We start from the raw sequence: 25,668 nt of genomic DNA, 5'->3' as shown, positions 1-25,668 counted from the left end.
AGGTGCTGAATATTATGTGCTAAAAAAATGCATTACTGAAATCCGTTGAAAGTCAGCAATGCATTTTAAGAAACAGAAAATTTATTAATTAACCGGCCGTTGGCTCGCTGAGTAAACCTTTCATTTTCTCTGCCTGTGCAAGCTGCTGACTGTTTGGATAGTCGTTTATTATGGTCTCAATATGTGCAAGCGCTTGTTCATTATTTCCGGCTGCACTGTGAGCTTCGGCTGCTTTAAATAGGTTATAGGGGGTAGTTGAGCTGTTTTCGTCCCAATTTGCTGCTCTTTCAAACTGCTCGGCAGCTTCTTCATACCTCTCCAGTTCAACTAAGATATTTGCATGCATAGAAATAGGAGCAACACCCAATATTCCTTCGGGAACATCATATTCCTGCATGTATTCAATGGCTTGTTCATAATTACCAAGCTCATATTCAGATATTGCTGCATAGTAATGCGCTAAATTGCCGGCTTTTGTTCCGCTGTAGTTATCGGCAATCTGTACAAAACCAAGTGTAAACTCCTCTTCATTTCCATTTAATGCCTCCTGGTAGTTTCCCTGCAGTAACTCTTGTTCGGCGATACCGAGAAGGTTCACTGCCTCTTCTGCCTGGTTTCCACTATGGATGATATAGCCTATCGTTAAGCCGATAGCTAAAATCAATCCAATACCGCCTCCAATCACGGCAGCTTTATTATTCTCATAGAAATGCATGATCCTCGATGAATATTCAATGAGAATATCCTGTTCGAGTTCTTCTTTTTTCAGCTTACTCATAGTTTCTTTTTGTTAAAATATGTGCCCGACCTACTTGCTATTCGAGCATTTTCAAGAAGGTCAAAGTTAAAATTAGTTCGTGATTATACCAAGTGAAAAGAGGGGTAAAGACTCACAATTTGTACATTTCAAATATTTTGATTCAATTCGCCGGCTTTGCATATTGAAGTATCATCTCTCTTCTACAAAACCTGACAACTAAGGTAAATGCTATCATGAAGATTAAATCCAAAAATGGCACTAACAAAAAGTTCTATCCTTTAATTTTCAGTCTGTTTTTGTTAGGAGGTTCATTTTTAACTCAAAATGTTACTGCCCGGGAAGTCGATAGCGATCCAACGATCCAAAACGTGATGGGGAGGGAAACAGTATCTCTTGATGGCCAGTGGGGTGTAATTATTGACCCATATGAAACCGGTTATTATGATTACCGCTATCAACCGAGCGAGAATGGGTATTTTAAGGATCAAAAAGTGCAAAAGCCGTCCGATCTGATTGAATATAATTTTGATACCGGACCAACGCTAAACGTTCCGGGAGACTGGAATACCCAGGATGATCAGCTATTTCTATATGAAGGTACCGTCTGGTACAAAAGGACATTCAATTATTTACCGAATGAGAATGAGAGACAGTTTATTTATTTCGGTGCTGCTAACTACGAAGCTCATGTATATCTGAATGGCGAGCTGGTTGGACACCATATCGGTGGGTTTACTCCTTTTAATACAGAGGTGACAGATCATCTAAATGACGGACAGAATACTTTGATTGTTAAAGTGGATAATCAACGCAAGCGTGAGGCAGTTCCCACTGTAAATACAGACTGGTGGAATTATGGCGGGATCACCCGTTCTGTTTCTCTGATAACGGTACCCGACACATTTATTGAAGATTATTTTATTCAACTCGATCCGGAATCAAGTAATACAGTGAAAGGGTGGGTTCAAATGAACGGCTCTAATAGGGCAAATCAGACTTTGACTATAAAAATCCCCGAAGCCAATATTGAAAAACAGTTTCGTACAGATGAAATGGGTATCGCTGAAGTGGAGTTTACGGCTGATCTTGAAAAGTGGTCAACAAGGAATCCCAAACTTTATGATGTAATTCTTGAAATACCTGAAGAAACCATTGAAGATCAGATTGGGTTTCGGACGATTAGACAGAAAGACGGGGAAATTCTTTTGAACGGCGAACCGATTTTTTTGCGCGGAATATGTATTCACGAAAGTCGTCCCTTTGGCGGCGGCAGAGCAAACAATTCTGCTGATGCGGAGGTACTGCTTGGCTGGGTGAAAGAGATGAATGGTAATTACGTACGCTTGGCTCATTATCCGCATAATGAGCATATGGTACGAATGGCCGACAAAATGGGAATTTTAGTCTGGTCGGAAGTCCCGGTATACTGGACTATTCAGTTCGAGAATCCCGAGGTTTATGCCAACGCTGAACGGCAAATGAGAGAGATGGTTGACCGCGACCATAACCGGGCATCCGTGATTTTGTGGTCATTGGCTAATGAAACGCCCAGGAGCGAAGCACGATTTACATTTTTATCGAATCTCGCAGAAGCTGTTCGTGAACTCGATTCCACAAGGCTTGTTACAGCAGCTCTTGAAACACAGAGCAGGGGAGAAGGCGTAATCGGGATTCATGATCCCATGGAAGAGGTCGTAGATGTCATTGGTGTGAATAGTTATTGCGGATGGTATGGAAATATGCCTCCGGAACAGTGCTCGGATCTTCGCTGGGAATCTGATTCAAATAAACCGGTTATCCTCAGTGAGTTCGGAGGAGGGGCTCTGCAGGGATATCACGGTGACGAAAACGAGCGTTGGACAGAAGAGTTTCAGGATGCTGTTTATGAAAGCAACCTGGAGATGATCGATAATATCTCATTTGTTCGCGGAACTTCTCCCTGGCTTTTAAAAGATTTTCGCTCCCCGAGACGCCCATTGCCGAGATTCCAGGATTTTTGGAATCGAAAAGGTGTGATTTCGGACGAGGGCCTCAAGAAAAAAGCATTTTTCACTATACAGGATTGGTACGAAAAGAAAAAACAGGAATGGGAGGAGTGATTTAAGGGGTCTTAACTTAAAAGAGTAACTGTGTGTTGTTAACCAATACACAGGAACACACCCCTGATACTTTCGCTGAACGCTCCAGTATCTGTCCCCTCTCAAGAGGGGAGGATTTGTCATTCATCCTTCTAACTTCTCCAAATCAAACTCATCGAAACTGTCAATAATCCAGTCTGCGGTCGAGAGATCCTGGTTTCCGGAGTTTGGATTTCTGAAACCGATACATTGCATCCCGGCTGCTTTTGCGGCTCGTACGCCATTGGCGGAGTCTTCGATCACCAGGCAGTTTTCCGGAGATCTGTTGGCCATTTTAGCTGCTTTTTCGAAGATTTCCGGGTGCGGTTTGGAAGTTTCGAGGTCAGCACCGCTAATTCTCAAATCAAAGTAGTTCAGCAGGCCGAACTTTGTTAACACCAACTCAATATTCTTCATTTCGGACGATGAGGCGAGTGCAAGCTTGATGCTGTTGTCATGAAGTTCTCCAATTACATCAACAACACCTTTAATAGGAGAACCATCAAAAGAGTTTTTAATAATATCCAGGTATCTCTTGTTTTCCTCTTTATGAATTTCCTGAATGTTGATATCCAGCTTGTACTTTTCTTTGAGTACCTTCCACAAGTCTGATCGCCCCACGAAGGTGGCATGTTCTTCATGGGAAAGTTCCAATCCCACTTCCTTGAACAGATCCTGTTCAACCTGCATATAGATCGGCTCACTGTCGATAATGACGCCATCCATATCAAAAATTACACAAGAGATCATTTCATTTTCTTTTTTAATGAGTTATTTGTTGGGGAGTGTCCCCCATTTGAAGAGGAATTTTTAAAAAACTATACCCTCCGGGGGTTTATAGTTAGCAGTAGTTAAAAGATGGCTTATTGAACCCTGGAGGGTGCACCTAAATTCCGTTCAATGTTCCATTATGCAGTGAATAAACAATATCACACCGGGTAGCAATATCTTTTTCATGTGTGATTAGCACAATCGAAACCTCTTCCATATCCCGTAGCTGGAAAAGAAGACTGAGGATCGATTCCGTATTTTTTTCATCGAGATTACCGGTTGGTTCATCCGCCAAAATAATTGCAGGATTGTTGGTCAGCGCTCTTGCCATCGAAACTCTCTGCTGTTCGCCGCCTGATAACTGTGAAGGCCTGTGGTTGAGGCGGCCGCTCATTCCAAATCGATCCAGCAGTTCTTTTGCCCTGTTTTCTGCATTTGGCAAGGGGACATCCTGGATCAGGGCCGGCATCATAACATTTTCCATAGCTGTAAATTCCGGCAACAGATGATGGAACTGGAATACAAAACCAACTTGCTTATTTCGTTGCTCGGCAAGCTGATCTTTATTGTACCGGTAGATCGATTTCCCTTCCCAAAAAACATCGCCGGATGTGGGATGATCCAGTCCACCAAGAATATGGAGCAGAGTACTTTTACCGCTGCCGCTGGAACCGACAATTGAGATAATTTCAGCTTTCTTAACTTGCAGGTCTACACCCTGTAAAATTCTCAATACACCATTTCCGGATTCGGATGGAAATTCTTTATGAATATCGGAGCACTGGAGTACAAAATCGTCACTCATTTCAATCTGCTTTGTTCTGAAATTCCGGGTAAATAACCGGTTCAATGGAGGTACACTTCCCTGTTTCTGTGTCAATATCCACAACCACACCACACATTCGGTTGTCGTTCTTGGCAATTTTGTAGCGCTGAGGTGTTCCCAGGGTAAATCGCCGGATGGAGGTATCTTTGTCCATGCCAATCACAGAATCAAACGGACCGGTCATACCCACATCAGTAATGTATCCTGTGCCTTTTGGCAGAATTCGGGCATCGTTTGTGGGGGTATGTGTATGAGTTCCCACCACTGCGGAAACTTCGCCGTCAACTGTCCAGGCGTACGCCATTTTCTCTGCTGTGGCTTCTGCATGGAAATCAACAAAAATCAGGTTTGTTTCCTCTTTGATACGATCCAGAGCCCAATCCGAGGTAGAAAACGGATCATCAATATCCGCCATAAATGTACGTCCCTGTAAATTTAAAACACCCATTTTAAAACCGGTTTTACCGATATCATAAATTCCATATCCATAACCGGCATTTCCTTTTGGGAAATTGAGAGGACGGAGGAGGTGGTCGTCGGTTTTCATGTAGGAAAAGATTTTCCATTTGTCGAACGAATGGTTTCCGCCGGTGATTGCATCTACTTCAAGATCATAAAGTCTTTTGACGATGTGACGGTTCAGCCCGCGGCCTTCATGGGAATTTTCAGCATTGGCAATGATGAAATCGGGATCGTATTTGTCTCGTAATGATGGAAAAATGGTTTCGAGCAGTGCCAGCCCGGGTTCACCAACGATATCGGAAATAAAAAAAACTCTTACTGTATCAGACATAAAATGGTTTGACATCAAAAATTAACAAGATGGAAAGTAGTGATTTTTAGGGGAGAGAGTGAAAGAAAAATTGAAATAACGTAGATCGGGTCGCTGACCCGTTTCTCTTAAATTCTATCCAATTTGTATCGCAGGGATCATTTTACAGGAGCCACTCGTAAAATTGAAACTGATAGAATTCAGTAAATGGATAAATTGAAATTTTCGGCTCAGGCGAGCCGAGCTACATGGGGTTAAACGTACTGTACAATCGTCACAAAATGACTAAAACTACCGGCCAGTACAAACAGATGCCAAATTCCATGGGCAAGTCTGTGTTTATCACTCAGGGCAAAAAAGATAACTCCCATCGTATAGAATAGCCCGCCGGCCATTAGCCATGAGAAACCTTCAATCGAAATTCGGCTGATGAGCGTATCAAAAAGGAAAAATGCGATCCAACCCATGCCCAAATAGATTGCAACCTGGAGAATTCTGCTGCCTGCTTTATGAAGGAGGTCGATAACGATGCCTATCGCAGCAAGTCCCCACACAACTCCAAATAAAATCCATCCAATATCTCCGCGAAGCGTGATAAGAGTGAATGGTGTATAAGTACCGGCTATCAGCAGGTAGATTGAAATATGATCCAGTTTACGAAAGATGTTTTTCCACTTACCGCGAAAACTGTGATAGAGCGTTGAGCAGGTATAAAGAGTGAGCAGGCTCAAGCCGTAAATAGTAAAACTGGTTATTCTCCAAAATCCACCTTTTTGAACAGCTATATAGATGAGCACAGCCAACCCTACCGCTGAACCGATACTGCCAATGAGATGTGTGTAGCTGTTAAATCGTTCGCCTTTATACATAGTCATTCTTTGAATACAAAAATGGAAACATGGATAGGTATTAAAGCATTCCCTGCGCTCGGTGAGTTTAAGAAATATCTTTAATGAGCTTTGAGATTTCGTCGTTGATTTTATCCATCAACTCGCTCTCCTTTTCATCGGATTGATTGAGCTCGGTACGAAGTTCAAAAAGCTCTTCCGTGATACTCAGGCAAGCCAGGATCATAATTGTAGAATCGGGCTGATTAGAAAACTGGTTCCGGAAAAGTTTAAATTTTTCGTCAACATATTGGGCAATTTTCCGGGTATTTTCTACCTCGCTGTCCTCAACCTTGAGAGGGATCTGCTTGCCAAGAATATTTACTTTAATCGATTCCATCTCAATCCTCCAGGTATTTGTCAATCTTCTCGATTAAATCAGTTACCTGGTGGCGCATTGCAATTCGTTCAGATTCACTGATGTTCGAAAAAATATCGGCTTGATCCTTTTGAAGCTCATTCAGTTTTGACTTCAATTTCATATTCTCGCGGTTCAGTTCTTTGTTCTGCTTTTTTAAATGCTGAACACGAGTACGTATCTGATCCAGTAACTTTTGGAATGTCTCTTTTTGGATCTCATTCACAGCCATGGACTTAGGAAATTAAGATCGAAGTTTGGCTCCGACGGTTTTTTCAAGTTTTTGTACAATTTTTTGAACAACAGGCTCTACATCCTTGATGTTCAATGTTTTATTAGAATCTAAAAAAGTCAGCCGAAATGCAATACTTTTTTTATCTGCGCCAAGGTTTTCGCCTTCATATACATCGAAAACGGAAACAGATTGAAGAATCTCACCGGCCGTTTCTTTGATCTCTTTGGCGAGATCACCCGCCCGAACTCCCTTGTCTACCGTAAAGGCTGCATCAAATTCAAATGTGGGGAATTTCACAATCGGTTGATAGGTCATCTCTTTCTTCCCGATACCATTCTGAAGTAAGAGTGTCAGATCAATTTCTGCTCCATATACATCCGCTTCAATGTCAAAGCCTTTCAACAATTCAGAATCAATTCGTTTTAAAGTTGATGCCTCTTGATTAGCATACTTATAAACGATGGTATTGTTTCCCTCTGCCTCAGCTACAATAGAATCAGAGATACCAAGATTGTTAAAAACAGCTTCGAGATCTGCTTTCAGATCAAAAATAGAAAAATCATTTTCATCGCTCTGCCAGTTGTCTTTTTTAGATTGACCGCATAGTCCCATGTAAAGATGTACGTGTTCTTCTATACCATCAATCCAGGTTCCCTCATCACTATTTCTGAAGATGTGACCAATTTCGAAAAATCGAAGCTGGGTTGCATTTCGATTGAGATTATACTGAACCGCTTTAAGGAATCCTCCGGTGAGATGAGTCCTCAGCGTTGTATTTTCCTGTGATACTGGATTCAGGGAGTGAATTTGAAAATCTTCATCAGCCAAAAGATCTGCCTCTTTTTTCGATAACAAAGAATTTGTGCTGATCTCTTTGTAACGAAGTGATTTTACAAGCTCTCGAATGCGTTCCTGGAACTCTTCCCGGTCAGACAAGGGCTGCGGAGAGATAAAAGGAGATGAGTCCGGTCGCGGAATATTGTTGTAATCATACACTCGGCCAACTTCTTCTATCAGGTCAACTTCGCGGGTGATGTCCGGACGGAAGGTTGGAATGATACAAGTGAGTTTATCTTCATCAGATGAAGAGACCTCAATCTCAAGTTTAGAAAGTATGTTAACTACCTGCTCCTTTTCAAGTTCTGTACCTAATAGGTGGTTGATTCTTGATACTCGCAGTGCCACATCAATAGGCTCAGTCTTAACCGGGTGTACATCCACAACATTTGGATTGATGGTTCCGCCGGTTAATTCTGCTATCAATTCTGCAGCTCTCCATGCTGCTTTTTGCTGTATAGATGGGTCAATTCCTCGTTCAAAACGATAGGAGCTGTCTGTTTGTAGTGCAAGGCTTTTTGAAGTCTTTCGAATGGAGGACGGGTTGAAATATGCACTTTCTATCAGAATTTTAGTTGTGCCTTCGGTTACTTCACTGTTTTCGCCTCCCATCACTCCTGCAATTGCTACAGGGCCATTTCCATCACAGATAAAAAGTGATCCGGCCGGAACCGTTCGCTCTATACTATCCAGGGTGATAAATTTCTTCTCTTCGTCATAACTTTTTACAACGATTTTTTTATCGCCAATAAGGTCATAATCGAAAGCGTGAAGAGGCTGACTAATTTCGTGATTAATGAAATTGGTTACATCCACAATGTTATTAATAGGACGAAGGCCTATGGCCGTCAACCGGTTTTTTAACCAATTCGGTGATTCTTCCACCTTCACATCATCTACAATAATGCCTACGTATCGATGGCATTTGTCTTCATCCTCTATTGAAATTGAAATATCGTCGTTTAGGTTGCTTTCTTTCTCATCAATGTTGGAATAGGGATTTTTTAGCTCACCACCCGTAACTGCAGAAAGATCCCTGGCTGCTCCGATATGGCATGAAGCATCCGGGCGATTGGGAGTGAGAGCAACTTCAAATACCGTATCCTTTTCAACGTCAAGTGCTGTTTTCAGAGGAGTTCCGGTTTCAATTGAATCGTCCATTACCATAATTCCGGAATGATCGTCACTCAGCCCAAGTTCAGACTCTGAACAGATCATACCATTGGAAGTTTCCCCGCGAAGTTTGGCTTTTTTGATGGTGAGATATGAGCCATCTTTCATCGGTACCGGAATCGTAGCACCCACTTTGGCAACCGGTACTTTTTGATTGGCAGAAACATTGGGGGCTCCACAGGCAATTTGAACAGTTTCGTCGCCCAGGTCAACATCACAAAGAACCAATTTATCAGCGTTAGGGTGAGCCCGAACCTCTTTCACTTCCCCCACAACGAAATGTTCAAAATCAGACCCAACTGTTTCGGTCTCTTCAACTTCAAGACCAAGCAAAGTCAGTTTTTCATCAGTTTTCTCAGGGGTGAGGTCGAAATCAAGATATTGTTTAAGCCAGTTGTAAGAAATTTTCATAATGGATCAAGAAAGATCAGCGAATGATCATCGACATGCTGAATTCAATGAACATTCACCGAATTCAGAGTTTATGATTTAAATTGTTCTAAGAATCGAATGTCGTTGTCGTAAAGCAGGCGGATGTCGTCGATACCATATCGAAGCATGGCAATTCGGTCGACGCCCATTCCAAACGCAAAGCCGGTATATTTTTCCGAGTCGACGTCTACTGATTCAAAAACGTTTGGGTCAACCATTCCGGCGCCGAGAATTTCGAGCCATTGTCCGCCTTTTTCGCTTTCCCACCAAACGTCCATCTCAATACTGGGTTCAGTAAATGGAAAATAGGAGGGACGAACCCGGTATTTTACGTCACTTCCGTACATCAGTTGAGCAAACATCACCAGGGTTTCAATCAGTTCACCCATAGTCACTCGTACATTTACATAGAGCCCTTCAACCTGGTTGAACTGGAAATACGATTTTGCAGTGACAGCTTCATTGCGAAAAACCCGTCCGGGGATGATAGATCGTAAAGGCGGTTCTTTTTCCTTCATCAGCCGGATTTGAACCGGGGATGTGTGAGTCCGCAGGACCAGGTCTTGTTCTTCCTCCGATTTTCGAACGAAAAATGTATCCTGCATATCACGCGCGGGATGATCCGGCGGAAAATTCAGAGCCGTAAAATTATGGAAATCATCTTCCAGCTCAGGACCATCGGCAATATTAAATCCAAGACGCAAAAAAATCTGTTTGATTTCATTGAGGGCTCGATTCAGTGGATGGTAAGAACCCGTATATGTTGACTCAACGGGAAGTGTAATATCTTCAAGAGCACCGAACTCCTTCTCCTCGCTTTTTAGTAACTCAACTTTTGCATTCTCAAAAGTTTGATGGGCCAGGTTCTTTACTTCATTCATCAATTTACCCACTTCAGCTTTTTTTTCATTGGGCACATCTTTCATGAGGCCGAACATGGATTGAACTTTTCCGTTCCTGGAAAGAAACTCCAGCCGAAATGCTTCAAGCTCATCTTCGTTTTCGATACTGAAGCTTTGAATTTTTTCCTTTATATCATTGATTTTATCGAGCATGAACTATGTAGACTTTCGTAATTAATTTCTTCTAAGGAAGATAACGGATTTTAGAACTAATTTTTTAAAGTTCTCTCTTTGAAGGGGGAAAGTAAACCATTCCTGATTTATTGAGATATGGTGAAATTTGGGGATCTGCACATCTCGATGGAGGAGAGCTCCCCACCCAATACTCGCGTAAGTTTGTAACTTGTGCGAACTCCAGGTACGAGTTACAAACTTGCACCAGTTAGAGCCTATCATCATATTTTTGGGTGAGACATGGTATTTTTTCTTGCAGGTAAAGCACCAAAAAATAGCAATAATTTAGATGCCAGTACCCAGATTTTAAAATAACACAAAAAATACCATGTCTTGAAGTTCAGGGAATTTTTAAAGCCAAAAAAAACCGGCAAATCCAATGGATCTGCCGGTTTGAATAGCAGTAGAGGCTTATTGGCCAGCCTCTTTCACAATTTCAGAAAATGTTTCAGGATCTCTTACTGCAATATCAGCAAGCATCTTCCGATTGAGATTTATTTCGTTTTCTTTCAAGCCGTGAATGAGCTTGGCATAGGTGGTTCCGTTCAATCGGGCAGCAGCGTTAATACGTGTAATCCAAAGACGCCGGAATGATCGCTTTCGAACCTTTCGGTCTCGATATTGATATTGCAGGCCTTTTTCTACCGCGTTTTTAGCAACGGTATAAACGTTTTTTCTTCTGCCCCAGTAACCTTTCGCCTGTTTCAAAATTTTTCGGCGACGGCGACGGGAAGCCACCAGATTTCGTGATCGTGGCATTTGTATTTACGTTTTAAAGGTTATTATTGAATTTTGTGTTAGCTATAAGGAATCAATCGTTCAATAGACTTTTCATTGGATTTGTGAACCAATGTGTCTTTTCCAAGATTGTTTTTCCTCTTGCTTGATTTTTTTGTCAAAATGTGGCTTTTAAAAGCTTTTTTACGCTTAATTTTACCGCTTCCGGTTTTCTTAAAACGCTTCTTAGCACCACTGTTTGATTTCATTTTTGGCATAGTATCCGTGTTTTCTGAAAATTAACAGACTTTCAAGATAAGAACCTTTCTCCTTTTAAAAAAGCAATTTTATCTTAAATGATTTCATCGAATTTAGTGCCTCAAAGAGATTTGCTTTCTAAATCTTTCAAAGGAAAGAGTGCATACTTACCATGAAATAATGTAGATTAGCAGTGTTTTTTCGTGGATAGTATAACTGAATAGAAAAATTAATTTAATTCTGTTTTGACTGCTAAAGCACCATCAAATCGATTAATATCTTTAGATTTTTTCCGGGGACTCACGATCATGGGGATGATAATCGTAAATACACCCGGTTCGTGGAGTTATGTGTATCCGCCTTTGACCCATGCTGAATGGAATGGGGCAACACCTACGGATCTTGTCTTTCCATTTTTCATATTCATTGTTGGTGTATCTATTGTTCTTGCATATACAAAGTACCTGGAACGGGGGAGGGAAAGAAAGGAGATGGTTCCCAAAATTTTAAAACGTTCTTTTATTATATTCGCTTTGGGAATTTTTTTGGCACTCTTTCCTGAATTTGATTTTGCAAATATTCGTCTTCCCGGGGTGCTGCAACGGATCGCAATCGTCTTTTTCAGCTGTGCGCTTCTATTATTGTATACAACTCGCAAAACTCAACTTTGGATAGGCTGGGGGCTGCTTATTGGGTATTGGTTGGTAATGGCGCTGATTCCTCACCCAGAACTTGGTTTATCCCTGGCTGAACCGGGACGTAATATCGCCGCCTGGATAGACACTACCTTTATCCCGGGCAGATTGTACCAGGGTACATGGGATCCGGAAGGTTTGTTGAGTACACTCCCGACGATTGCAAGTGGAATCACCGGAATGATAGCGGGTTATTTAATTGTGAGTGATCGATCACGGGACCGAAAAGTGATCGGTTTAATGGTTGGCGGACTTGCAGCTTTCACCTTGGGTAACATCTGGGATTGGGTGTTTCCAATCAACAAACATATTTGGACAAGTTCGTACGTGTTGTACACCTCAGGATTGGCATCCATGGTTTTGGGTGCCTGCTACTACTGGATTGATCTTTTGGGAAAATCAAAAGGCACATTTGCGGGTGTAGTGTTTGGTACCAATGCCATTACCGCGTATGTGCTGTCGGGTGTGTTTTTAGTTGTAACTCACAGAGCATGGATTGGAGATCAAAGCCTGGTTTCACTTTTCATGGATGGATTGACTTCATTCGGAATTGAACCGCATCTTGCTTCATTGATATGGGCTCTCTCTTACTGTTTTCTATGCTTCATTCCGGTTTACATTCTCTACAAGAAAAAAATCTTTATAAAGGTTTGACCGGCTTGATAAAAAAAAGCGAACAAATTTCTGACGTTGTAAATCAGAAACTGTTCGCTTCAATATTTTAGAAAAATCAGTATTTAACTTTTATCAGGAGCGATGATCATAATCATTCGCCGTCCTTCCATTGTAGGTTTAGATTCAATTTTTCCGACGTCATCAAGCTCTTCGGCAAGGTTGTTTAATAGCTCTTCACCTTGCTCAGTATAGAGCATATCCCGCCCCCTGAACTGTACCGTAGCTTTTACTTTGTCGCCGCCTTCTAAAAATTCTCTGGCGTGACGTGTTTTAAATTCCAGATCATGGTCATCGGTATTCGGCCGGAATCGAAGCTCTTTCACCTGGATGGTATGCTGCTTCTTCTTTGCTTCCTTCTCTTTTTTCTTCTTTTCGTACATAAATTTGCCGAAATCTATGACTTTGCAAACCGGGGGTTTGGCATTCGGAGCCACTTCCACCAAGTCAAGGTCATAGGATGCAGCAACTTCCAAAGCCCTTTCGATGGATACGACTTCGTGTTCTTCATCCGGACGGATCAACCGGACTTTTGATGATCGTATTTCATCATTGACATTTGGGCGGTCGTCATTCCGTCTTCTTCTTATGGGTCGTCTTCTTGCGATAAGTTACCTCTTCGTTTTATTAATATTTAAAAATAAACTATTGATTATACTTAAAAATCAGAAAAAAAGATTAAAAAATTAATTACTGATTTTTTCCGTCTCCTGTGAAGGAGGAAGGGAACGGTTTTCAATTTCGTCTTTTAATTTATTTAAAAAATCATTTAGGGTAAACGTTCCAATATCCCCCATTTTATGTCGGCGAACGGAAACTGTTCCGTCATCTTGTTCCTGGGAACCAACAATAACCATATATGGAATTTTACTGGTTTCAGCATCACGTATTTTTGAACCGACTTTTTCAGATCTCGAGTCAACGTGAACTCTCATTCCCAGTTCTTCGAATTTTTGCGCCACATGATTCGCATAATCCAGGTAATCATCCGAAATAGGGAGAACCTCAATTTGTTTTGGCGCAAGCCAAAGTGGAAAATCTCCGGCAAAGTGCTCAATTAAAATACTTACAAATCGCTCCATTGAACCGAATGGTGCTCGATGAATAATCACCGGACGATGTTTCTCATTATCGGAGCCGACATAGGTCAGATCAAATCGCTCGGGCATTACATAATCCACCTGGACGGTTCCAAGCTGCCATTTTCGTCCGATAGCATCACGAATAATGAAATCGATTTTGGGCCCGTAAAAACTAGCTTCGCCCTCAGCGATTTTATAATCCAGTTCCATCTCATCAGCTACTTCCTTAATCTCTTTCTGAGCTCGTTCCCAGTACTCAGTGTCGCCGCCGTATTTTTCATCATTATCGTCCCGATACGAGAGGCGGATATCAACCGGCATGCCAAATGTATTAAATACAAACTGGGTCAGTTCAATTACATGTTTGATTTCATCTTTGAGCTGTTCGTGCATGCAGTAGATGTGGGCATCATCCTGGGTAAATCCTCTGACCCTTGAAAGTCCATTCAACTCACCGGACTGCTCGTATCTATACACGCTTCCAAACTCTGCCAATCGAACCGGCAGTTCCCGGTAACTTCTCAATTCATTCGAATAAATTTGGTGATGATGTGGACAGTTCATCGGCTTGAGCATATACTCGTCATCATCCACCTCCATTGGGTTGAACTGAGATTCCTTGTAGTATGGATAATGTCCCGATTTTCTGTAAAGGTCCACATTGGCAATATGTGGTGTAATGACTTCCTGGTATCCTCGTCGTTTCTGTTCGTCCCGCAGAAATGCTTCAAGTGTTCTGCGTAAAACGGTCCCGTTGGGCAACCAGAGCGGCAGACCGGGACCCACCAGGCTGTCCATCATGTAGATACCGAGTTCTTTCCCAAGTTTCTTGTGATCGCGTTTCTTCGCTTCCTCAATCCGTTCCAGGTATTGATCCAGAAGTTTCTGCTTTGGAAACGTGATTCCATAGATTCGAGTCAATTGTTTGCTGTCTGAATCACCTCTCCAGTAAGCACCGGCCAATTTGGTAAGTTTTACTGCTTTGATGGGAGAGGTATCCGGAATATGCGGTCCCCGGCAGAGATCAACAAAATCGCCCTGTTGATAGAACGTGATATTTCCATCCTCAAGATCTTCAATCAGATCGACCTTGTATTCATTGCCCTTTTTCTTGTAAAACGTGAGAGCATCTTCTTTGGATACATTTCGCTTTTCAAAATCAGATTTCTTGCGAGCCAGCTCTATCATTTTATTTTCAACCTCCTCGAGCTGATCCTGCCCAAAGGACTCCTCACCAAAATCGATATCGTAATAAAATCCATCTTCAATCGGCGGACCGATACCGAACTTTGCATTTGGGTAGAGTTCCTGGATCGCCTCTGCTAGCAAGTGTGCGGACGAATGCCAGAATGTATACTGACCGTCCTCCGTGTCCCAGGTGTTAATTTTTATGGTATCATCCCGTTCAATGGGTTGATCGAGATCTTTAATTTCATCTCCAAGTGTAATACTTAACGCATTGCGGGCGAGACCTTTAGAAATACTTTCGGCAACTTCGTATCCGGTGATTCCTTTGGGATATTCTTTCTTCGCACCATCAGGAAAGGTAAGCGTAACTAAATCTTCTGACATCCAGTTTTGTTAATCGTAATTCTTTTAATTCAGTGGTTCTTTAATCAACCTAAAAAATACTAAATACTTGGGTACCTTTAAAAGAGAAATAAAAGCCTGTAAAAATTCTGAAAAATCAAGAACAATCCTTCAACTTAAATCTAAGTATGATATTTTAGGGACTTATTTAATTCTGAATTAATTTTTTTGAATATGCCCTGGCCATTACGAATGGTGCTGTACGCCAGTATCCTCCTGGTTCTTTTTCTTACCTATTTCGGCTTTCGATATTTCAGAAGTTTATCGATCGTCGAGGTTGAATCAATATGGATGTTCAAATCGTTTTTTGTAATACTTGTGATGCTGTTTGTAGCATTCCCGGCTGCCGGTCTTATGCAATTCAATTTGCAGGGTACATTTTCAGTGGATGATTATCCGCATTTCATGATCTACCTGTTTTGGTTTGGCTTTGTATTTTCCGGGGTGATGCTGAACTGGTTAATTCTACATGATCTTCTGTTACCTGTTTTTAATAAGTTTTCAAGCTTCAGCACAGAGTTTCTCAAGCTTCGATTTGCTCAGACATTTTTAACATTGGCAGCCTTTACACTGCTCTTTACAGCAGCAAAAATGGTTTGGGATACAAACAGAATGGTGGTTGAACGAATCACCTACGAAATTCCCGGGGAGAGCAGTACTCGGCTTCAGACACCTTTAAATATAGTACATATTACAGATCTCCATGCAGATGTCTTTACGACTGCTGAAAAAATGGATCGATACATTCAGTTAGTTAACCAAGAAGAACCTGACCTTGTTTTTTTTACGGGCGATCTGATTACGGAAGGTATTGGGCATGTGCAGGAGGGAGCTGATGCACTTCAGAAAATAAAATCAACGTATGGAGTGTATGCTGTTATTGGGGATCACGATTATTGGGCCGGACCAGACCATATTGTAGAGGCTCTGGAACAAAGAGACATTCAAGTATTGGAGAACGAACACATTCAAATTGATCATAACGGGACTCCAATATTTATCGCCGGCGTAACAGAAATTTACAGCTATAATCTTGAGAGAAGTCAACTTCAGCAACTGATCAACAGTACACCGAATGATGGAATTAAAATTGTATCGAGTCACCAGGCATCGGATCGTTTAATTGAGTTTTCGCAGGAAAGCGGAACGGATCTACTATTATCAGGCCATACGCACGGGGGACAGGTTCGTATTCCCGTCTTTTTCTATCCATTTACTGCCGTGCGGTCTGAAACTACTTACGTGAAAGGCCACTGGAATCTTGGAAATATGCTCCTGAATGTGAACAGCGGACTCGGATTTACACTTTCTCCTATTCGATACAATGCTCCTGCGCAAGTTTCGGTGATTACGGTTCAGTGAGATTCTACAAAAGACATGGTATGTCTGATAGAAGCTTCGAAATAGCTATAAATAAAAAACTTAGAGAAAGCAGTTAATTTTGTGAAAGTAGGAGACATACCATGTCTCTTCAGATCAAAAAAGAATCAATAACCCACACCAAATAATTGGGATGCTCTCCACCCAAAAAGAGGCATAATATTGGGTCTGTTTTACGACGGATCGCATCACGAAGAAAGCGGTTAGAATAGAAATTCCAGCTAAAATCAGTGCCTGGTCAATCAACAGCGGAGTTTTTAAAAATTCAAAGAGTACGACAATGGAAAGTAAAAAGACTCCAAATACTCTTGAGCGTTTAATGCCAATCACTTGTGGAATTGTGGCAAGTTGATAGGTATCAAATCGGGCATCTCGAATATCAAAAGGTAGGGTGAGTACGAGAACAAATATAAATCGCTGAACAAATTCAATGATCAGGTTTATGTCGAATGTAAGTGCACCTGGCAACACCGGAAGAATGACAGTTACGACGGACCAAACGAAAGCGATCACAAAAATTTTTAGGCTTGTGATATCCCTCAGGTTGGAACGCCTCCATAGAAAAGGCCAACTATATGAGATTGTTATCAACCCCATCAATGCAGAGATGATAATGATAGAGAGTGGCTGAGTAAACATGAAATAGAGTAGTGGAAGAGTAGATAGAATGGAGAAGATCAGAATACTTTGTCTTGGCTCTGTTCCGGCTTCCGGGGATTGATGGCTTCCCGTGTACTTCGTGATATTGTACCCGATAATCGTGCTGAAGAATATAAAGAACAACAGATACAGATCGATCTCCAGCCTTAAATTGATCATGGTGATTGCAGCAAATGCGGAAACTGCAAGCGCTACATGAATACTGCTGTTCAGGTAAAAATCGAATAATCGTTTTGTGGTTTGCCGGAGCATTCATTCAAAATAAGATGAATCAAGCTATTAAGAGAATAGATATTCTTTATCCGGCCATTCCCACAACGATGCAAACATAACAAAAAAGAATTCCAATGGGCGTCATAATTCTTTTTTCCAGTTCGCTATTTGATTGAAGATTCCCAATCGTACTCAATGCAAAAAGAGCAGCAAATATCCACACCGAATATTCTGCCAGTTCAGGATTGTTCATAACTTGAATGATTTGAGCAGATTCAAGCAGAACGATGATTCCATAGCCATAAATCAGAATTGCAATTCCACTTCCAATTCGCAGCGAAACAGGTAGTTTCTCATAAAATCCACCCCAGGCCAGTTTGCCGTATGGGTAACCAAGAGCCAGCAGAAACTGGAAGATGCCCATACCCAGGAATCCGAAAACTCCAATCCATGCAGCGATTTTGTTTAGAGATAATGATTGTGAGTAGCGACTTGAAATCACCTCACCGCCTTCTGAAAATTCTATGGTGCACCGGGAACTGCCAAGTGTTTTGGGACTGTCTACACTGATCCGATTGTTTTCTTGCATATAGTCGAGATGGTGGCCGGTATCAAGAGTTCGAATCACGTGTTCTGTTGATTGACCGGGTTTGAACATTGAACATAATATTCTGACTTCTTTCTCACCCTCAAACCAATAGAACGTTGTCACAACGAATGTGAGAAACACCATTACTCCAGTTACCCATTTCAAAAACTTCTTCATGTTAGCTATTCTTATTCCTTTTAGAGTCAAGTTTACGGCTTATCCAGTAATCAATCCCAATTTTCCCTGATCCCAAAATCAGTGAGTAGAAACAGACAGAAATAAAAAGAATGTACAAGGGGAGAACGAGTGTTTCTATCATAAATTCGTTAAACCAGCGCTCGAGCGATGTCCAGATCATGGCAAACGCCACAAGCCGTGTGTTAAATCCAAAGATGAAAACGCTGCCCTGGCCGATTTTTTCTACGATATCAATCCAGAGGATCATGTTTTTGTCAATCCAATCCGGCCAGCCGGGAATTTCCATCAATTGAGTTACATAACCTGAGGTTTCATTGACCGGCATACCGATTTTTCTTCGCCAGACATCTGAAATTAAAATGACTCCAAATGCAATTCTGGGAATGGCGATAAGCACATTTATGAATATTGACTTGATTTCAACGGGAGCAAAAAATGCTTTGCCAACTCTCTCCAGCTTTTCGATGAAACTTATCAGTTGATCTTTTGAGCGAATCTGCCTGCATTTTTTCAAGAATCTTTCAAACATGATCCAGGGCGTCAGGATTGTTAGCTGTCAAAATCGGCAAATTTTCTGTGATTTTTTCGATCTTCCAATTCCACCACTGAATCTCCAAGAACTTTTCAATCTGTTTATCTGAAAATCTTTTTTTGATCTCTCTCGCAGGATTTCCGCCAACGACAGAGTACGGGTTCACATCTTTTACCACGGTTGAATTTGTCGCAATGATGGCACCATCACCAACCCGAACTCCCGGCATAATGGTGGCGTTGTACCCGATCCAAACATCATTGCCTATTACTGTATCGCCTTTTACCGGGTAGGTTTTACCCTCCATCGCTTTTTCCCAACCATTCTCAAAAATTTCAAACGGATAGGTCGAGATTGAATTGGTCAGATGATTCGCTCCATTCATGATAAAAGTTACATCCGAAGCGATCATGCAAAATTTACCGATGATCAGTTTATCCCCGACAAAATCAAAATGATATTTGACGTTCTCTTCGAAGTTGTGAACGTCCTCAAAATCATCGTAATAGGTGTAATCCCCCACAATGATATTCGGATTTTCTATAATGTTTTTGAGAAAACAGAGGCGGTTATAATCCTTGAGTGGAAAGACAATGTTCTTATCGGGTCCGGTCATATGATATTAATTTAACCTTAGTTCGAGATATGAGTTTGTTAAGGAGTGTCCCCCTTCGAAGGGGGACATTTTAGACTTATTTGTGTATCTCGAACTCACGATAATTTATGAAAGTTGGTTTGATTCTATTTGAAAAGCGAAGGATTCAATGAATTCCCCCGCTATTTAAATTTTGGTGGTTAGTATTCATTTGATTTGTATAGATCAATAGAAGTTGAAGCCCACACCCGCCAAGAGTGCACCGGCATCGTAATGATCTCCGCCCGTGTACATTTGGCCTGCGTGAATGGTACCCTGCAGGTCGATTGTAAATTTGCCTCGTTTGTAGATCTCGAAACCGGTACTGATCATCCCGGCAGGGCCCACGTTCAGTTTGTCCTGTCCGTGGTCATCTTCGTAGAACGCAACGGAATCCATTCCAAGGCCAAAGCCGACATTTACCCACCACTTAGGCCGCAGCCAGTATTGAATGGAGGGTACTACCGAGTCGAAACTTCGGTCCACGCCGTCAATCTCATATCCCATACCGGGTATGCTAAGCAGCAGCGCGGTTTTTGGATTAATCATCCAGCCGATCTTAAGGTTAGGAAACGGGAGGCCGCCATCTTCAAATGTGCTGGGTGCCGCGTCCCCCTCAATCGAAAGATATCCTGCACCGGCACTTACGCCAATGACAAATCCTTTGCGGTTGGGTTCGATTTGATTGTCTTGTGCTATTGCCTGCATGCTCGAAAGCATGAGAATAATTGCTATGATTACCTGTTTAATTGTTGTTATTGCTTGTCTCATTGTATTATTATCTATTAGTTATTGGTTTTGATGTTGTTTATTTCACGCTTGTAAAAATCCTGCAGCCTGTGAGATCCGTGGCGAGGAGCCATATTGTCGCGGCCCATCATTGTCAGTAAAAATTCAAGGGCTCCGTACCTTTTTGATGTAGAAAAAAACTTTGCTCCGGTAATAATGGCACGTCGAGTCCAGTCCGGCAGATAAGTGATACTTGGTGTTTTGCCCCATGCAGAGAAGGCCATTTCGGCAATTTCATTATGGGTAAGGATGTCCGGTCCGCCTACCGTGATCTCTTTCGTTTTTTGAGAAATGGCCCGAACACAAACCTCTGCGAGATCGGCCCCATGAATGGGATTCAGCTTATATTCACCATTCCCGAAGAGATAAATCTTTCCTTTTTGAGCCATCTTCAGAAACTGCCGCATATCAGAATAGAAGCCATTGGGCCGTATAACTGTGTACTCCAGACCGGAGGCTTTCAGTTCATCCATAAACATTTCTTTGGCGGTTGAGATGGCGAGGTGTCTAAGCTTGTCGCCATCAATCACCGAGATGTAGATAAATTTTCGAACCTCAGCTTGTTGGGCTTCGCGGAGCAGATTCAGGTTGGCCTGGTAATCTACATTCATGTAGCTAAAACCATCCTGTTGGTGTGTAATACCTAAAGTAGAAATTACCGTATCTATTCCGTCGCAGATTCCTACTAAGGTTTCCGGTTGAGTAACTTCAGCTTTGAGTACCCTGATTATTTCAGGATCAGCATCGCTCAATTTTTCAGGGTTTCGCGCTATCGCCGCAGTTGGAATTCCCCAAACCGTCAATTCCCTGACAATCCGTCTTCCTAAGTATCCGGTTGCTCCTGCGAGTAAAATGTTTTCCATGATGCAGTTTTATTTAAGTTTCTGCACCAAAGATGTGGAAGCTGGCGTTCGTTATCGTCCGGGATTATGATTTAGGACCTCTTCGTGAGATCCCGGACGTTTTGAGGTTGGAGGGGATGAGTAATTAATAAAATTGAAAAAGCTACTTTCGATGGCTAAGCATCTTTGTTTCTCTTTTATTCGCGTAAAGAATCAATGCTCGATTCAACTTATTTTATAAAAAGTGCGTAATCTCATTCATACAATTTTTTAAAAATCTGGACGAATCGCTTGAAAAACGTTACCAAATTACGTCTGATGACTATTTAACACGATAAAGATACCAGAATGAACAAAGTAACATTGAATTCAATGAAAGTTGCTGAACACCCGGAATACGGTAAAGAAGAAGCGATTCAGTTTGTGGATAAAGAGATACCAACCCCCAAGAATGATGAATTGCTGATACGGATTCATGCATCAACAGTAAACAGAACCGATTGTGCTTATTTAACAGGTGAACCGGCAATAATGCGTTTAGTTGCCGGGTTCAAACGACCAAGAAATCCCGTTACCGGTTCCGATTTTGCCGGCACGGTGGTGGAAACCGGGAAAGATGTTTCACGATTTAAAAAGGGTGATCGCGTTGGTGGATTTGGAGATAATGGAGTTTCATCTCACGCAGAGTGTATGCTTATAAAGGAAAAAGGAGGAGTCATAAATATTCCCGATTCCTTATCGTTTGAAAAAGCTGCTGCGGCATTTGAGGGAGCACATTATGCTTACAACTTTATCAAGAGAATGGAGAATTTAAAGGGGAAGAAAGTACTGCTGAATGGAGCGACCGGTGCCATTGGTTCAGCGGGTTTGCAATTTCTGAAATATCATGGGGCGGCTGTTACGGCTGTTTGTCCATCTCATCAATATGAGTTGATCAAATCACTGGGAGCAGATCGGGTTATCTGTTTTGATAAGCAGGATTTTACCGAAGATCGTGTGAAGTATGATTTTGTCTTTGATGCAGTTGGCAAGAGTACATTTGGCAGGTGTAAACCCCTGCTAACCGAACATGGGGTGTATATCTCCTCTGAATTAGGGCCGAAAGCACAGAATCCTGTCTTAGCACTTCTCGGATTTTTTAAAAACGGGAAAAAGGTAAAATTCCCTGTTCCATATAATATCACGGAGAGTTTAGAGTATATCCTAGCCCGAATCCAGGATGGCTCGTTTGATCCGGTAATTGACCGCAGGTATTCATTCGTCGATATAAAAGAAGCTTTCCAATATGTATTAACCGGAGATAAGATTGGAAATGTAGTTCTGAATCATGATGTCTAATTCAACTTCCGGTTTTTTCAGGATTAACTGATGTAATGAATTTCTAATTCTTGGATTTCTTTTTAAAACTTTGATTGGGCCATCCTAGCCATATTAATGATCCCTTAATCATGATTCAGTTGTTTTGGTAAGTATCAAAAATTCCTTCAGCGGAATATTATTTTTGTCGAACGTGTATGCCTCTAACCACTTTAAATTGCCGGTATACTCCAACCATAGCTATATATTCAAAACCAATAAGCCAGAAACCGGGATCTCCAAAGAATGAAAGGTGAGTACCCCCATTGGGAATGATAAAGACCGGGACAGTAATAATTGAATCAAGGTTTATTGCACCTGAGAACATTGCAAGAGCTTAAGCAAAGCCACTGGTACTATGCCCTCTTTTGTAATAGATATGAGCTCCCAGGAATGCGGCCGGTATGATCGCTGCCATCAAAACTATATTGGCCTGAAGTTCAGGGTCATACATTATCGGAATAAAGAATGAACCAACAAATGCTAAAATTCCCAGGATATAAACGATTATTTAACGAATTGCAGCATGCTTATAATTTTAAATTTTTCATGAGTGATATTTTTCAATTTAATACCAGTTCAGAATTTAAATCCCTGCACTTGCCGTGCAGGGTAACTTAGTTTTAGATTTTATTTTGAAGTGACAGGGTAACTTCGAATCGACATTATGCTATTTGAGAAACAGTCTGATCCCATACTCCCGCCTCAGCTGTTTCAGCAGCAAATTCAGAGAAGTCTTTCGCTTTTCGCCCCAATACTTTTTCAATATCGTTACTTACTACCTGGTTATTAGGATTTCCGAGGACCTCTTTAAAGAGATATTCAAAAAGCCAGATGTAGTCGAGAGATAGCCCGGCCTTTTTCATTCCTTCGGTATAATCATCCAGAGCAACCGGTTGAAATTTGATGGGTTTTCCAGTAGCATTCGAAATTTCCTGAACCACCTCGCCGAAGGTCAGCTTTCTGGGGCCGGTTACTTCATAGGTTTGTCCGTTGTGTTTTTCATCAGTCAGGACGACGGTAACCACATCAGCAATGTCACCGGTATCAACGAATGGAATTTTTGCTTCAGGCATAGGCAAAGCCACATCGCCGGATTTTATCGGATCAAGAAAGAAGCTTTCACTGAAATTTTGGTTGAACCAGGAAGCTCGCACCAGCGTATAATCTAATCCCGAATTTACAATAAGTTGTTCGCAGCGTTCAGCTTCTCTTTCTCCTTTTCCTGAAAGCAGTACGGCTTTCTTAACTCCGGCAGTTTTTGCAACCTCAACAAGTCTCTGGATAGCTTCATATGCTCCCGGAACGGCCAGGTCGGGATAAAAGACGATATACATTCTGTCGATACCTTCAAGTACTTGACTCCAGCTTGAAGGATCTTCCCATTGAAAAGGGGGAGTGGCACTTCTGGATCCGACCCGAACGTTAAATCCCTTTTCCTTTAAATTTGATACGACTTTACGCCCGGTTTTACCGGTTCCTCCGATAACTAAATAATTGTTTTCCATTAATTTATGATTTTAGTTTGAGTTTAGATGTAATTTTTGGATTAAGAGGTGCTGAATGCAGCAGCCAGAAGCAGCATAAAAGAAAGCACGGCAAAAGCGGTACGAATGAGGTGCAGCCGATTCCACGGTACTTCATAATCATGTCGCTCTTTAGATATCTCATCTTGCCTCAGATCATCCAGGTGCAATTCATCCAGAGCGTCATTCAGCGGTACATTTCCCAATCCGGTTACAATGATCGTACCTGCACCATACACCAGGGTAGCTGAAAGAATCAACCATAGGGACATTTCGGTGTTCCAGTAAAGAATAACACTCAGGATCTGGATGAGAAGAGATCCCAGGAATATCAGCATGAATGGTGGATTGATGATCGCCCGGTTGATCTTCTGCATCGTTTCGATGTAGGTCGAATCCTGCGTTAGTTTTGTACCTGGAATCACCGAAACCTGCCATGCATAGAAGAGTCCGGCTGACAATCCGGTTAATAGGATTGCGATGTATAAGACGATGATTTTAAGTGTGATTTCCATATTCCTCTGTATTTAAGTTCAGAGGCAATATCGAATTACAGGAGTGTACTTACTTGACAGAAGCTGCCAAAGGTTTACCCGTTCAAGCCAAAAGTGGTGGATTTTGAGCTTTTCCGATATTCCAGTGGCGATTGGCCCGTCCATCGTTTAAAAGCCCTGTTGAAGGCACTCTGTTCAGAAAAGCCGGTTTGAAAGGCGATCTCACTGATTGTTTCTGAGGTATTTTTGAGGAGTTCAGTACTGATCTCTTGTTGGGTATCTTGTACCAGTTGCCTGTATGTAGTTCCCTTTTCTGAAAGCCGACGGCTGAGTGTTCGGGTACTCATTCCAAGATGTCTGCCGATCTCTGCTGCAAATGGAATACCGCTGGGTAATGCGTCTTTGATAATATTTTGGGTGTCGTTCAACAGTTTATTGGCACTGACTTCAATCCCTTCAGCCTTTTCCTGCAGGCGCTCCATCATGAAATGATTGATACTTTGATCCGCTTTCAACGATTTTGTATCCAGATCCTCAGATCTAAAGACAAGCCTGTTATACTTCTGACCAAACTGAACTTCGCATGAGAAGTAATCTTCATACAGAGCTATATTTTCAGGTGCATTATGAACGAATGAAACTTTAAGGGGACGAATATCAACTCCGGTTATTTTATGGATGACTGTTAAAGTGGCTACAATCGAAGATTCATTTGAGATTTCAATTCCCCGTCTCGGTGCATCTCTGTAGATGGTAATGCTTCCGGTTTCTCCTTCATCCTGAACCTTGTAGAGTTGTGTATCCGTCATGAGGATGAAGAACCGGTCGCATCTTTTAAACATATCTCTCGGAGATAGGCAGGTTTTCCAGGCAAGCCCAAGAACGTCATAATCGTCAAGCACCATTAATTGTCCCACCCGAATGGAAAACCCGGGGTCCAGGTACTGATCGATGATCTCATAGAGTTCAAAGAAAGGAACAGTAGGAGCATATTTAGACTCATTTTTAAGAATGTCCTCAATTCCCAAATGAGAAACGGCTTCAGGTGGCAAGCCTTCTCTTTCAGCCTGATCCACAACTTTTTTGAATATGCTTTTTAAAACAAAACTCATAAATTTTTTAAATTGAAGTGAGTTCGAGATACATAAATGAGTCTAAAAAATCCCCCTTCGAAGGGGGAAGCGGCTCATAAGAGCC

General features: G+C 41.7%; 26 protein-coding genes. 4 read left to right on the top strand and 22 right to left on the bottom strand.

Annotated elements, in window-relative coordinates; translation table 11 throughout:
* Positions 1-88: 88 nt before the first annotated feature.
* The gene (locus L6773_RS15645) at positions 89-778 is read right to left on the bottom strand and encodes a tetratricopeptide repeat protein (RefSeq protein WP_237855383.1); all 690 of its coding nucleotides are present in this window, start codon (positions 776-778) and stop codon (positions 89-91) included.
* 215 nt (positions 779-993) lie between these two features.
* On the opposite strand from L6773_RS15645, the gene L6773_RS15640 reads away from it, so the two are divergent.
* Complete coding sequence (locus L6773_RS15640; RefSeq protein WP_237855382.1) at positions 994-2,859, top strand: glycoside hydrolase family 2 protein; 1,866 nt, start codon at positions 994-996, stop codon at positions 2,857-2,859.
* 123 nt (positions 2,860-2,982) lie between these two features.
* On the opposite strand, the gene L6773_RS15635 is transcribed toward L6773_RS15640, so the two are convergent.
* The 10 genes from L6773_RS15635 to rpmI form a co-directional block, all read right to left on the bottom strand.
* On the bottom strand, positions 2,983-3,627 hold the full coding sequence (locus L6773_RS15635; protein WP_237855381.1) for an HAD family hydrolase: 645 nt from the start codon (positions 3,625-3,627) through the stop codon (positions 2,983-2,985).
* A gap of 136 nt (positions 3,628-3,763) precedes the next feature.
* The gene (locus L6773_RS15630) at positions 3,764-4,453 is read right to left on the bottom strand and encodes an ABC transporter ATP-binding protein (protein WP_237855380.1); all 690 of its coding nucleotides are present in this window, start codon (positions 4,451-4,453) and stop codon (positions 3,764-3,766) included.
* A 1-nt stretch (position 4,454) separates the two neighbouring features.
* Positions 4,455-5,267, bottom strand: coding sequence for a TIGR00282 family metallophosphoesterase (locus tag L6773_RS15625; protein ID WP_237855379.1), 813 nt, complete (start codon positions 5,265-5,267; stop codon positions 4,455-4,457).
* 233 nt (positions 5,268-5,500) lie between these two features.
* Positions 5,501-6,115 (bottom strand): PAQR family membrane homeostasis protein TrhA, encoded by a 615-nt coding sequence (gene trhA / locus L6773_RS15620; protein WP_237855378.1) that lies wholly within the window; start codon positions 6,113-6,115, stop codon positions 5,501-5,503.
* A gap of 67 nt (positions 6,116-6,182) precedes the next feature.
* Positions 6,183-6,497 (bottom strand): cell division protein ZapA, encoded by a 315-nt coding sequence (locus L6773_RS15615; RefSeq protein ID WP_237855377.1) that lies wholly within the window; start codon positions 6,495-6,497, stop codon positions 6,183-6,185.
* A complete protein-coding gene (locus L6773_RS15610) occupies positions 6,475-6,723 on the bottom strand; it encodes a hypothetical protein (protein WP_237855376.1) in 249 nt (82 codons plus the stop codon). The genes L6773_RS15615 and L6773_RS15610 overlap by 23 nt, the downstream gene beginning before the upstream one ends.
* 12 nt (positions 6,724-6,735) lie before the next feature.
* Positions 6,736-9,147 carry a phenylalanine--tRNA ligase subunit beta gene (gene pheT / locus L6773_RS15605; RefSeq protein WP_237855375.1) on the bottom strand — a complete coding sequence of 804 codons (2,412 nt, stop codon included), beginning with the start codon at positions 9,145-9,147 and terminating at the stop codon, positions 6,736-6,738.
* A 71-nt stretch (positions 9,148-9,218) separates the two neighbouring features.
* On the bottom strand, positions 9,219-10,223 hold the full coding sequence (gene pheS, locus L6773_RS15600) for a phenylalanine--tRNA ligase subunit alpha (protein WP_237855374.1): 1,005 nt from the start codon (positions 10,221-10,223) through the stop codon (positions 9,219-9,221).
* 432 nt (positions 10,224-10,655) lie between these two features.
* Positions 10,656-11,003, bottom strand: coding sequence for a 50S ribosomal protein L20 (gene rplT / locus L6773_RS15595; protein ID WP_237855373.1), 348 nt, complete (start codon positions 11,001-11,003; stop codon positions 10,656-10,658).
* Between the two features lie 38 nt (positions 11,004-11,041).
* Entirely contained in the window at positions 11,042-11,239 is a 198-nt protein-coding gene (rpmI, locus tag L6773_RS15590) for a 50S ribosomal protein L35 (RefSeq protein ID WP_237855372.1), read from the bottom strand.
* A gap of 225 nt (positions 11,240-11,464) precedes the next feature.
* On the opposite strand from rpmI, the gene L6773_RS15585 reads away from it, so the two are divergent.
* Positions 11,465-12,568 carry an acyltransferase family protein gene (locus L6773_RS15585; protein ID WP_237855371.1) on the top strand — a complete coding sequence of 368 codons (1,104 nt, stop codon included), beginning with the start codon at positions 11,465-11,467 and terminating at the stop codon, positions 12,566-12,568.
* Between the two features lie 83 nt (positions 12,569-12,651).
* Here L6773_RS15585 and infC read toward each other — a convergent pair whose 3' ends face one another.
* The gene (gene infC, locus L6773_RS15580) at positions 12,652-13,176 is read right to left on the bottom strand and encodes a translation initiation factor IF-3 (RefSeq protein ID WP_369431587.1); all 525 of its coding nucleotides are present in this window, start codon (positions 13,174-13,176) and stop codon (positions 12,652-12,654) included.
* Between the two features lie 96 nt (positions 13,177-13,272).
* Positions 13,273-15,240 (bottom strand): threonine--tRNA ligase, encoded by a 1,968-nt coding sequence (gene thrS / locus L6773_RS15575; RefSeq protein ID WP_237855369.1) that lies wholly within the window; start codon positions 15,238-15,240, stop codon positions 13,273-13,275.
* Positions 15,241-15,432: 192 nt separating this feature from the next.
* Here thrS and L6773_RS15570 point away from each other — a divergent pair, with 192 nt between their 5' ends.
* A complete protein-coding gene (locus L6773_RS15570; RefSeq protein ID WP_237855368.1) occupies positions 15,433-16,620 on the top strand; it encodes a metallophosphoesterase in 1,188 nt (395 codons plus the stop codon).
* Positions 16,621-16,734: 114 nt separating this feature from the next.
* Here L6773_RS15570 and L6773_RS15565 read toward each other — a convergent pair whose 3' ends face one another.
* From L6773_RS15565 to L6773_RS15540, 6 genes are all read right to left on the bottom strand, one after another.
* On the bottom strand, positions 16,735-17,550 hold the full coding sequence (locus tag L6773_RS15565) for a UbiA prenyltransferase family protein (protein ID WP_237855367.1): 816 nt from the start codon (positions 17,548-17,550) through the stop codon (positions 16,735-16,737).
* Between the two features lie 46 nt (positions 17,551-17,596).
* Positions 17,597-18,277: a hypothetical protein gene (locus L6773_RS15560; protein ID WP_237855366.1), complete on the bottom strand. Its 681-nt coding sequence runs from the start codon at positions 18,275-18,277 to the stop codon at positions 17,597-17,599.
* 1 nt (position 18,278) lies between these two features.
* Positions 18,279-18,827, bottom strand: a complete 549-nt coding sequence (locus tag L6773_RS15555) for a DoxX family protein (RefSeq protein WP_237855365.1) — start codon at positions 18,825-18,827, stop codon at positions 18,279-18,281.
* Entirely contained in the window at positions 18,820-19,446 is a 627-nt protein-coding gene (locus tag L6773_RS15550) for a CatB-related O-acetyltransferase (RefSeq protein ID WP_237855364.1), read from the bottom strand. Before L6773_RS15550 ends, L6773_RS15555 begins: the two co-directional genes overlap by 8 nt.
* Before the next feature lie 204 nt (positions 19,447-19,650).
* On the bottom strand, positions 19,651-20,235 hold the full coding sequence (locus tag L6773_RS15545; RefSeq protein WP_237855363.1) for a porin family protein: 585 nt from the start codon (positions 20,233-20,235) through the stop codon (positions 19,651-19,653).
* A gap of 14 nt (positions 20,236-20,249) precedes the next feature.
* The gene (locus tag L6773_RS15540; RefSeq protein ID WP_237855362.1) at positions 20,250-21,116 is read right to left on the bottom strand and encodes an SDR family oxidoreductase; all 867 of its coding nucleotides are present in this window, start codon (positions 21,114-21,116) and stop codon (positions 20,250-20,252) included.
* A gap of 327 nt (positions 21,117-21,443) precedes the next feature.
* Here L6773_RS15540 and L6773_RS15535 point away from each other — a divergent pair, with 327 nt between their 5' ends.
* Positions 21,444-22,433 carry an NAD(P)-dependent alcohol dehydrogenase gene (locus L6773_RS15535; protein ID WP_237855361.1) on the top strand — a complete coding sequence of 330 codons (990 nt, stop codon included), beginning with the start codon at positions 21,444-21,446 and terminating at the stop codon, positions 22,431-22,433.
* Positions 22,434-23,116: 683 nt separating this feature from the next.
* Here L6773_RS15535 and L6773_RS15530 read toward each other — a convergent pair.
* The 3 genes from L6773_RS15530 to L6773_RS15520 all read right to left on the bottom strand — a co-directional run bounded on the left by L6773_RS15530 (position 23,117) and on the right by L6773_RS15520 (position 25,583).
* Positions 23,117-23,959, bottom strand: a complete 843-nt coding sequence (locus tag L6773_RS15530) for an NmrA family NAD(P)-binding protein (protein ID WP_237855360.1) — start codon at positions 23,957-23,959, stop codon at positions 23,117-23,119.
* A gap of 41 nt (positions 23,960-24,000) precedes the next feature.
* Entirely contained in the window at positions 24,001-24,492 is a 492-nt protein-coding gene (locus L6773_RS15525; protein WP_237855359.1) for an anthrone oxygenase family protein, read from the bottom strand.
* Between the two features lie 74 nt (positions 24,493-24,566).
* The gene (locus tag L6773_RS15520) at positions 24,567-25,583 is read right to left on the bottom strand and encodes an AraC family transcriptional regulator (protein ID WP_237855358.1); all 1,017 of its coding nucleotides are present in this window, start codon (positions 25,581-25,583) and stop codon (positions 24,567-24,569) included.
* Between the last annotated feature and the right edge of the window lie 85 nt (positions 25,584-25,668).

The sequence above is a fragment of the Rhodohalobacter sulfatireducens genome, from assembly GCF_022012475.1.
In the GTDB taxonomy this organism is placed as follows: domain Bacteria; phylum Bacteroidota; class Rhodothermia; order Balneolales; family Balneolaceae; genus Rhodohalobacter; species Rhodohalobacter sulfatireducens.
This window is presented reverse-complemented; position numbering and strand designations above follow the sequence as displayed.

Excerpts from the sequence above, each read along its gene's own strand:
- L6773_RS15645 (WP_237855383.1), bottom strand. The coding sequence starts at position 778 with ATGAGTAAGCTGAAAAAAGAAGAACTCGAACAGGATATTCTCATTGAA.
- L6773_RS15640 (WP_237855382.1), top strand. The coding sequence starts at position 994 with ATGAAGATTAAATCCAAAAATGGCACTAACAAAAAGTTCTATCCTTTA.
- L6773_RS15635 (WP_237855381.1), bottom strand. The coding sequence starts at position 3,627 with ATGATCTCTTGTGTAATTTTTGATATGGATGGCGTCATTATCGACAGT.
- L6773_RS15630 (WP_237855380.1), bottom strand. The coding sequence starts at position 4,453 with ATGAGTGACGATTTTGTACTCCAGTGCTCCGATATTCATAAAGAATTT.
- L6773_RS15625 (WP_237855379.1), bottom strand. The coding sequence starts at position 5,267 with ATGTCTGATACAGTAAGAGTTTTTTTTATTTCCGATATCGTTGGTGAA.
- trhA (WP_237855378.1), bottom strand. The coding sequence starts at position 6,115 with ATGTATAAAGGCGAACGATTTAACAGCTACACACATCTCATTGGCAGT.
- L6773_RS15610 (WP_237855376.1), bottom strand. The coding sequence starts at position 6,723 with ATGGCTGTGAATGAGATCCAAAAAGAGACATTCCAAAAGTTACTGGAT.
- pheT (WP_237855375.1), bottom strand. The coding sequence starts at position 9,147 with ATGAAAATTTCTTACAACTGGCTTAAACAATATCTTGATTTCGACCTC.
- pheS (WP_237855374.1), bottom strand. The coding sequence starts at position 10,223 with ATGCTCGATAAAATCAATGATATAAAGGAAAAAATTCAAAGCTTCAGT.
- rplT (WP_237855373.1), bottom strand. The coding sequence starts at position 11,003 with ATGCCACGATCACGAAATCTGGTGGCTTCCCGTCGCCGTCGCCGAAAA.
- rpmI (WP_237855372.1), bottom strand. The coding sequence starts at position 11,239 with ATGCCAAAAATGAAATCAAACAGTGGTGCTAAGAAGCGTTTTAAGAAA.
- thrS (WP_237855369.1), bottom strand. The coding sequence starts at position 15,240 with ATGTCAGAAGATTTAGTTACGCTTACCTTTCCTGATGGTGCGAAGAAA.
- L6773_RS15570 (WP_237855368.1), top strand. The coding sequence starts at position 15,433 with ATGCCCTGGCCATTACGAATGGTGCTGTACGCCAGTATCCTCCTGGTT.
- L6773_RS15565 (WP_237855367.1), bottom strand. The coding sequence starts at position 17,550 with ATGCTCCGGCAAACCACAAAACGATTATTCGATTTTTACCTGAACAGC.
- L6773_RS15560 (WP_237855366.1), bottom strand. The coding sequence starts at position 18,277 with ATGAAGAAGTTTTTGAAATGGGTAACTGGAGTAATGGTGTTTCTCACA.
- L6773_RS15555 (WP_237855365.1), bottom strand. The coding sequence starts at position 18,827 with ATGTTTGAAAGATTCTTGAAAAAATGCAGGCAGATTCGCTCAAAAGAT.
- L6773_RS15550 (WP_237855364.1), bottom strand. The coding sequence starts at position 19,446 with ATGACCGGACCCGATAAGAACATTGTCTTTCCACTCAAGGATTATAAC.
- L6773_RS15545 (WP_237855363.1), bottom strand. The coding sequence starts at position 20,235 with ATGAGACAAGCAATAACAACAATTAAACAGGTAATCATAGCAATTATT.
- L6773_RS15540 (WP_237855362.1), bottom strand. The coding sequence starts at position 21,116 with ATGGAAAACATTTTACTCGCAGGAGCAACCGGATACTTAGGAAGACGG.
- L6773_RS15535 (WP_237855361.1), top strand. The coding sequence starts at position 21,444 with ATGAACAAAGTAACATTGAATTCAATGAAAGTTGCTGAACACCCGGAA.
- L6773_RS15530 (WP_237855360.1), bottom strand. The coding sequence starts at position 23,959 with ATGGAAAACAATTATTTAGTTATCGGAGGAACCGGTAAAACCGGGCGT.
- L6773_RS15525 (WP_237855359.1), bottom strand. The coding sequence starts at position 24,492 with ATGGAAATCACACTTAAAATCATCGTCTTATACATCGCAATCCTATTA.
- L6773_RS15520 (WP_237855358.1), bottom strand. The coding sequence starts at position 25,583 with ATGAGTTTTGTTTTAAAAAGCATATTCAAAAAAGTTGTGGATCAGGCT.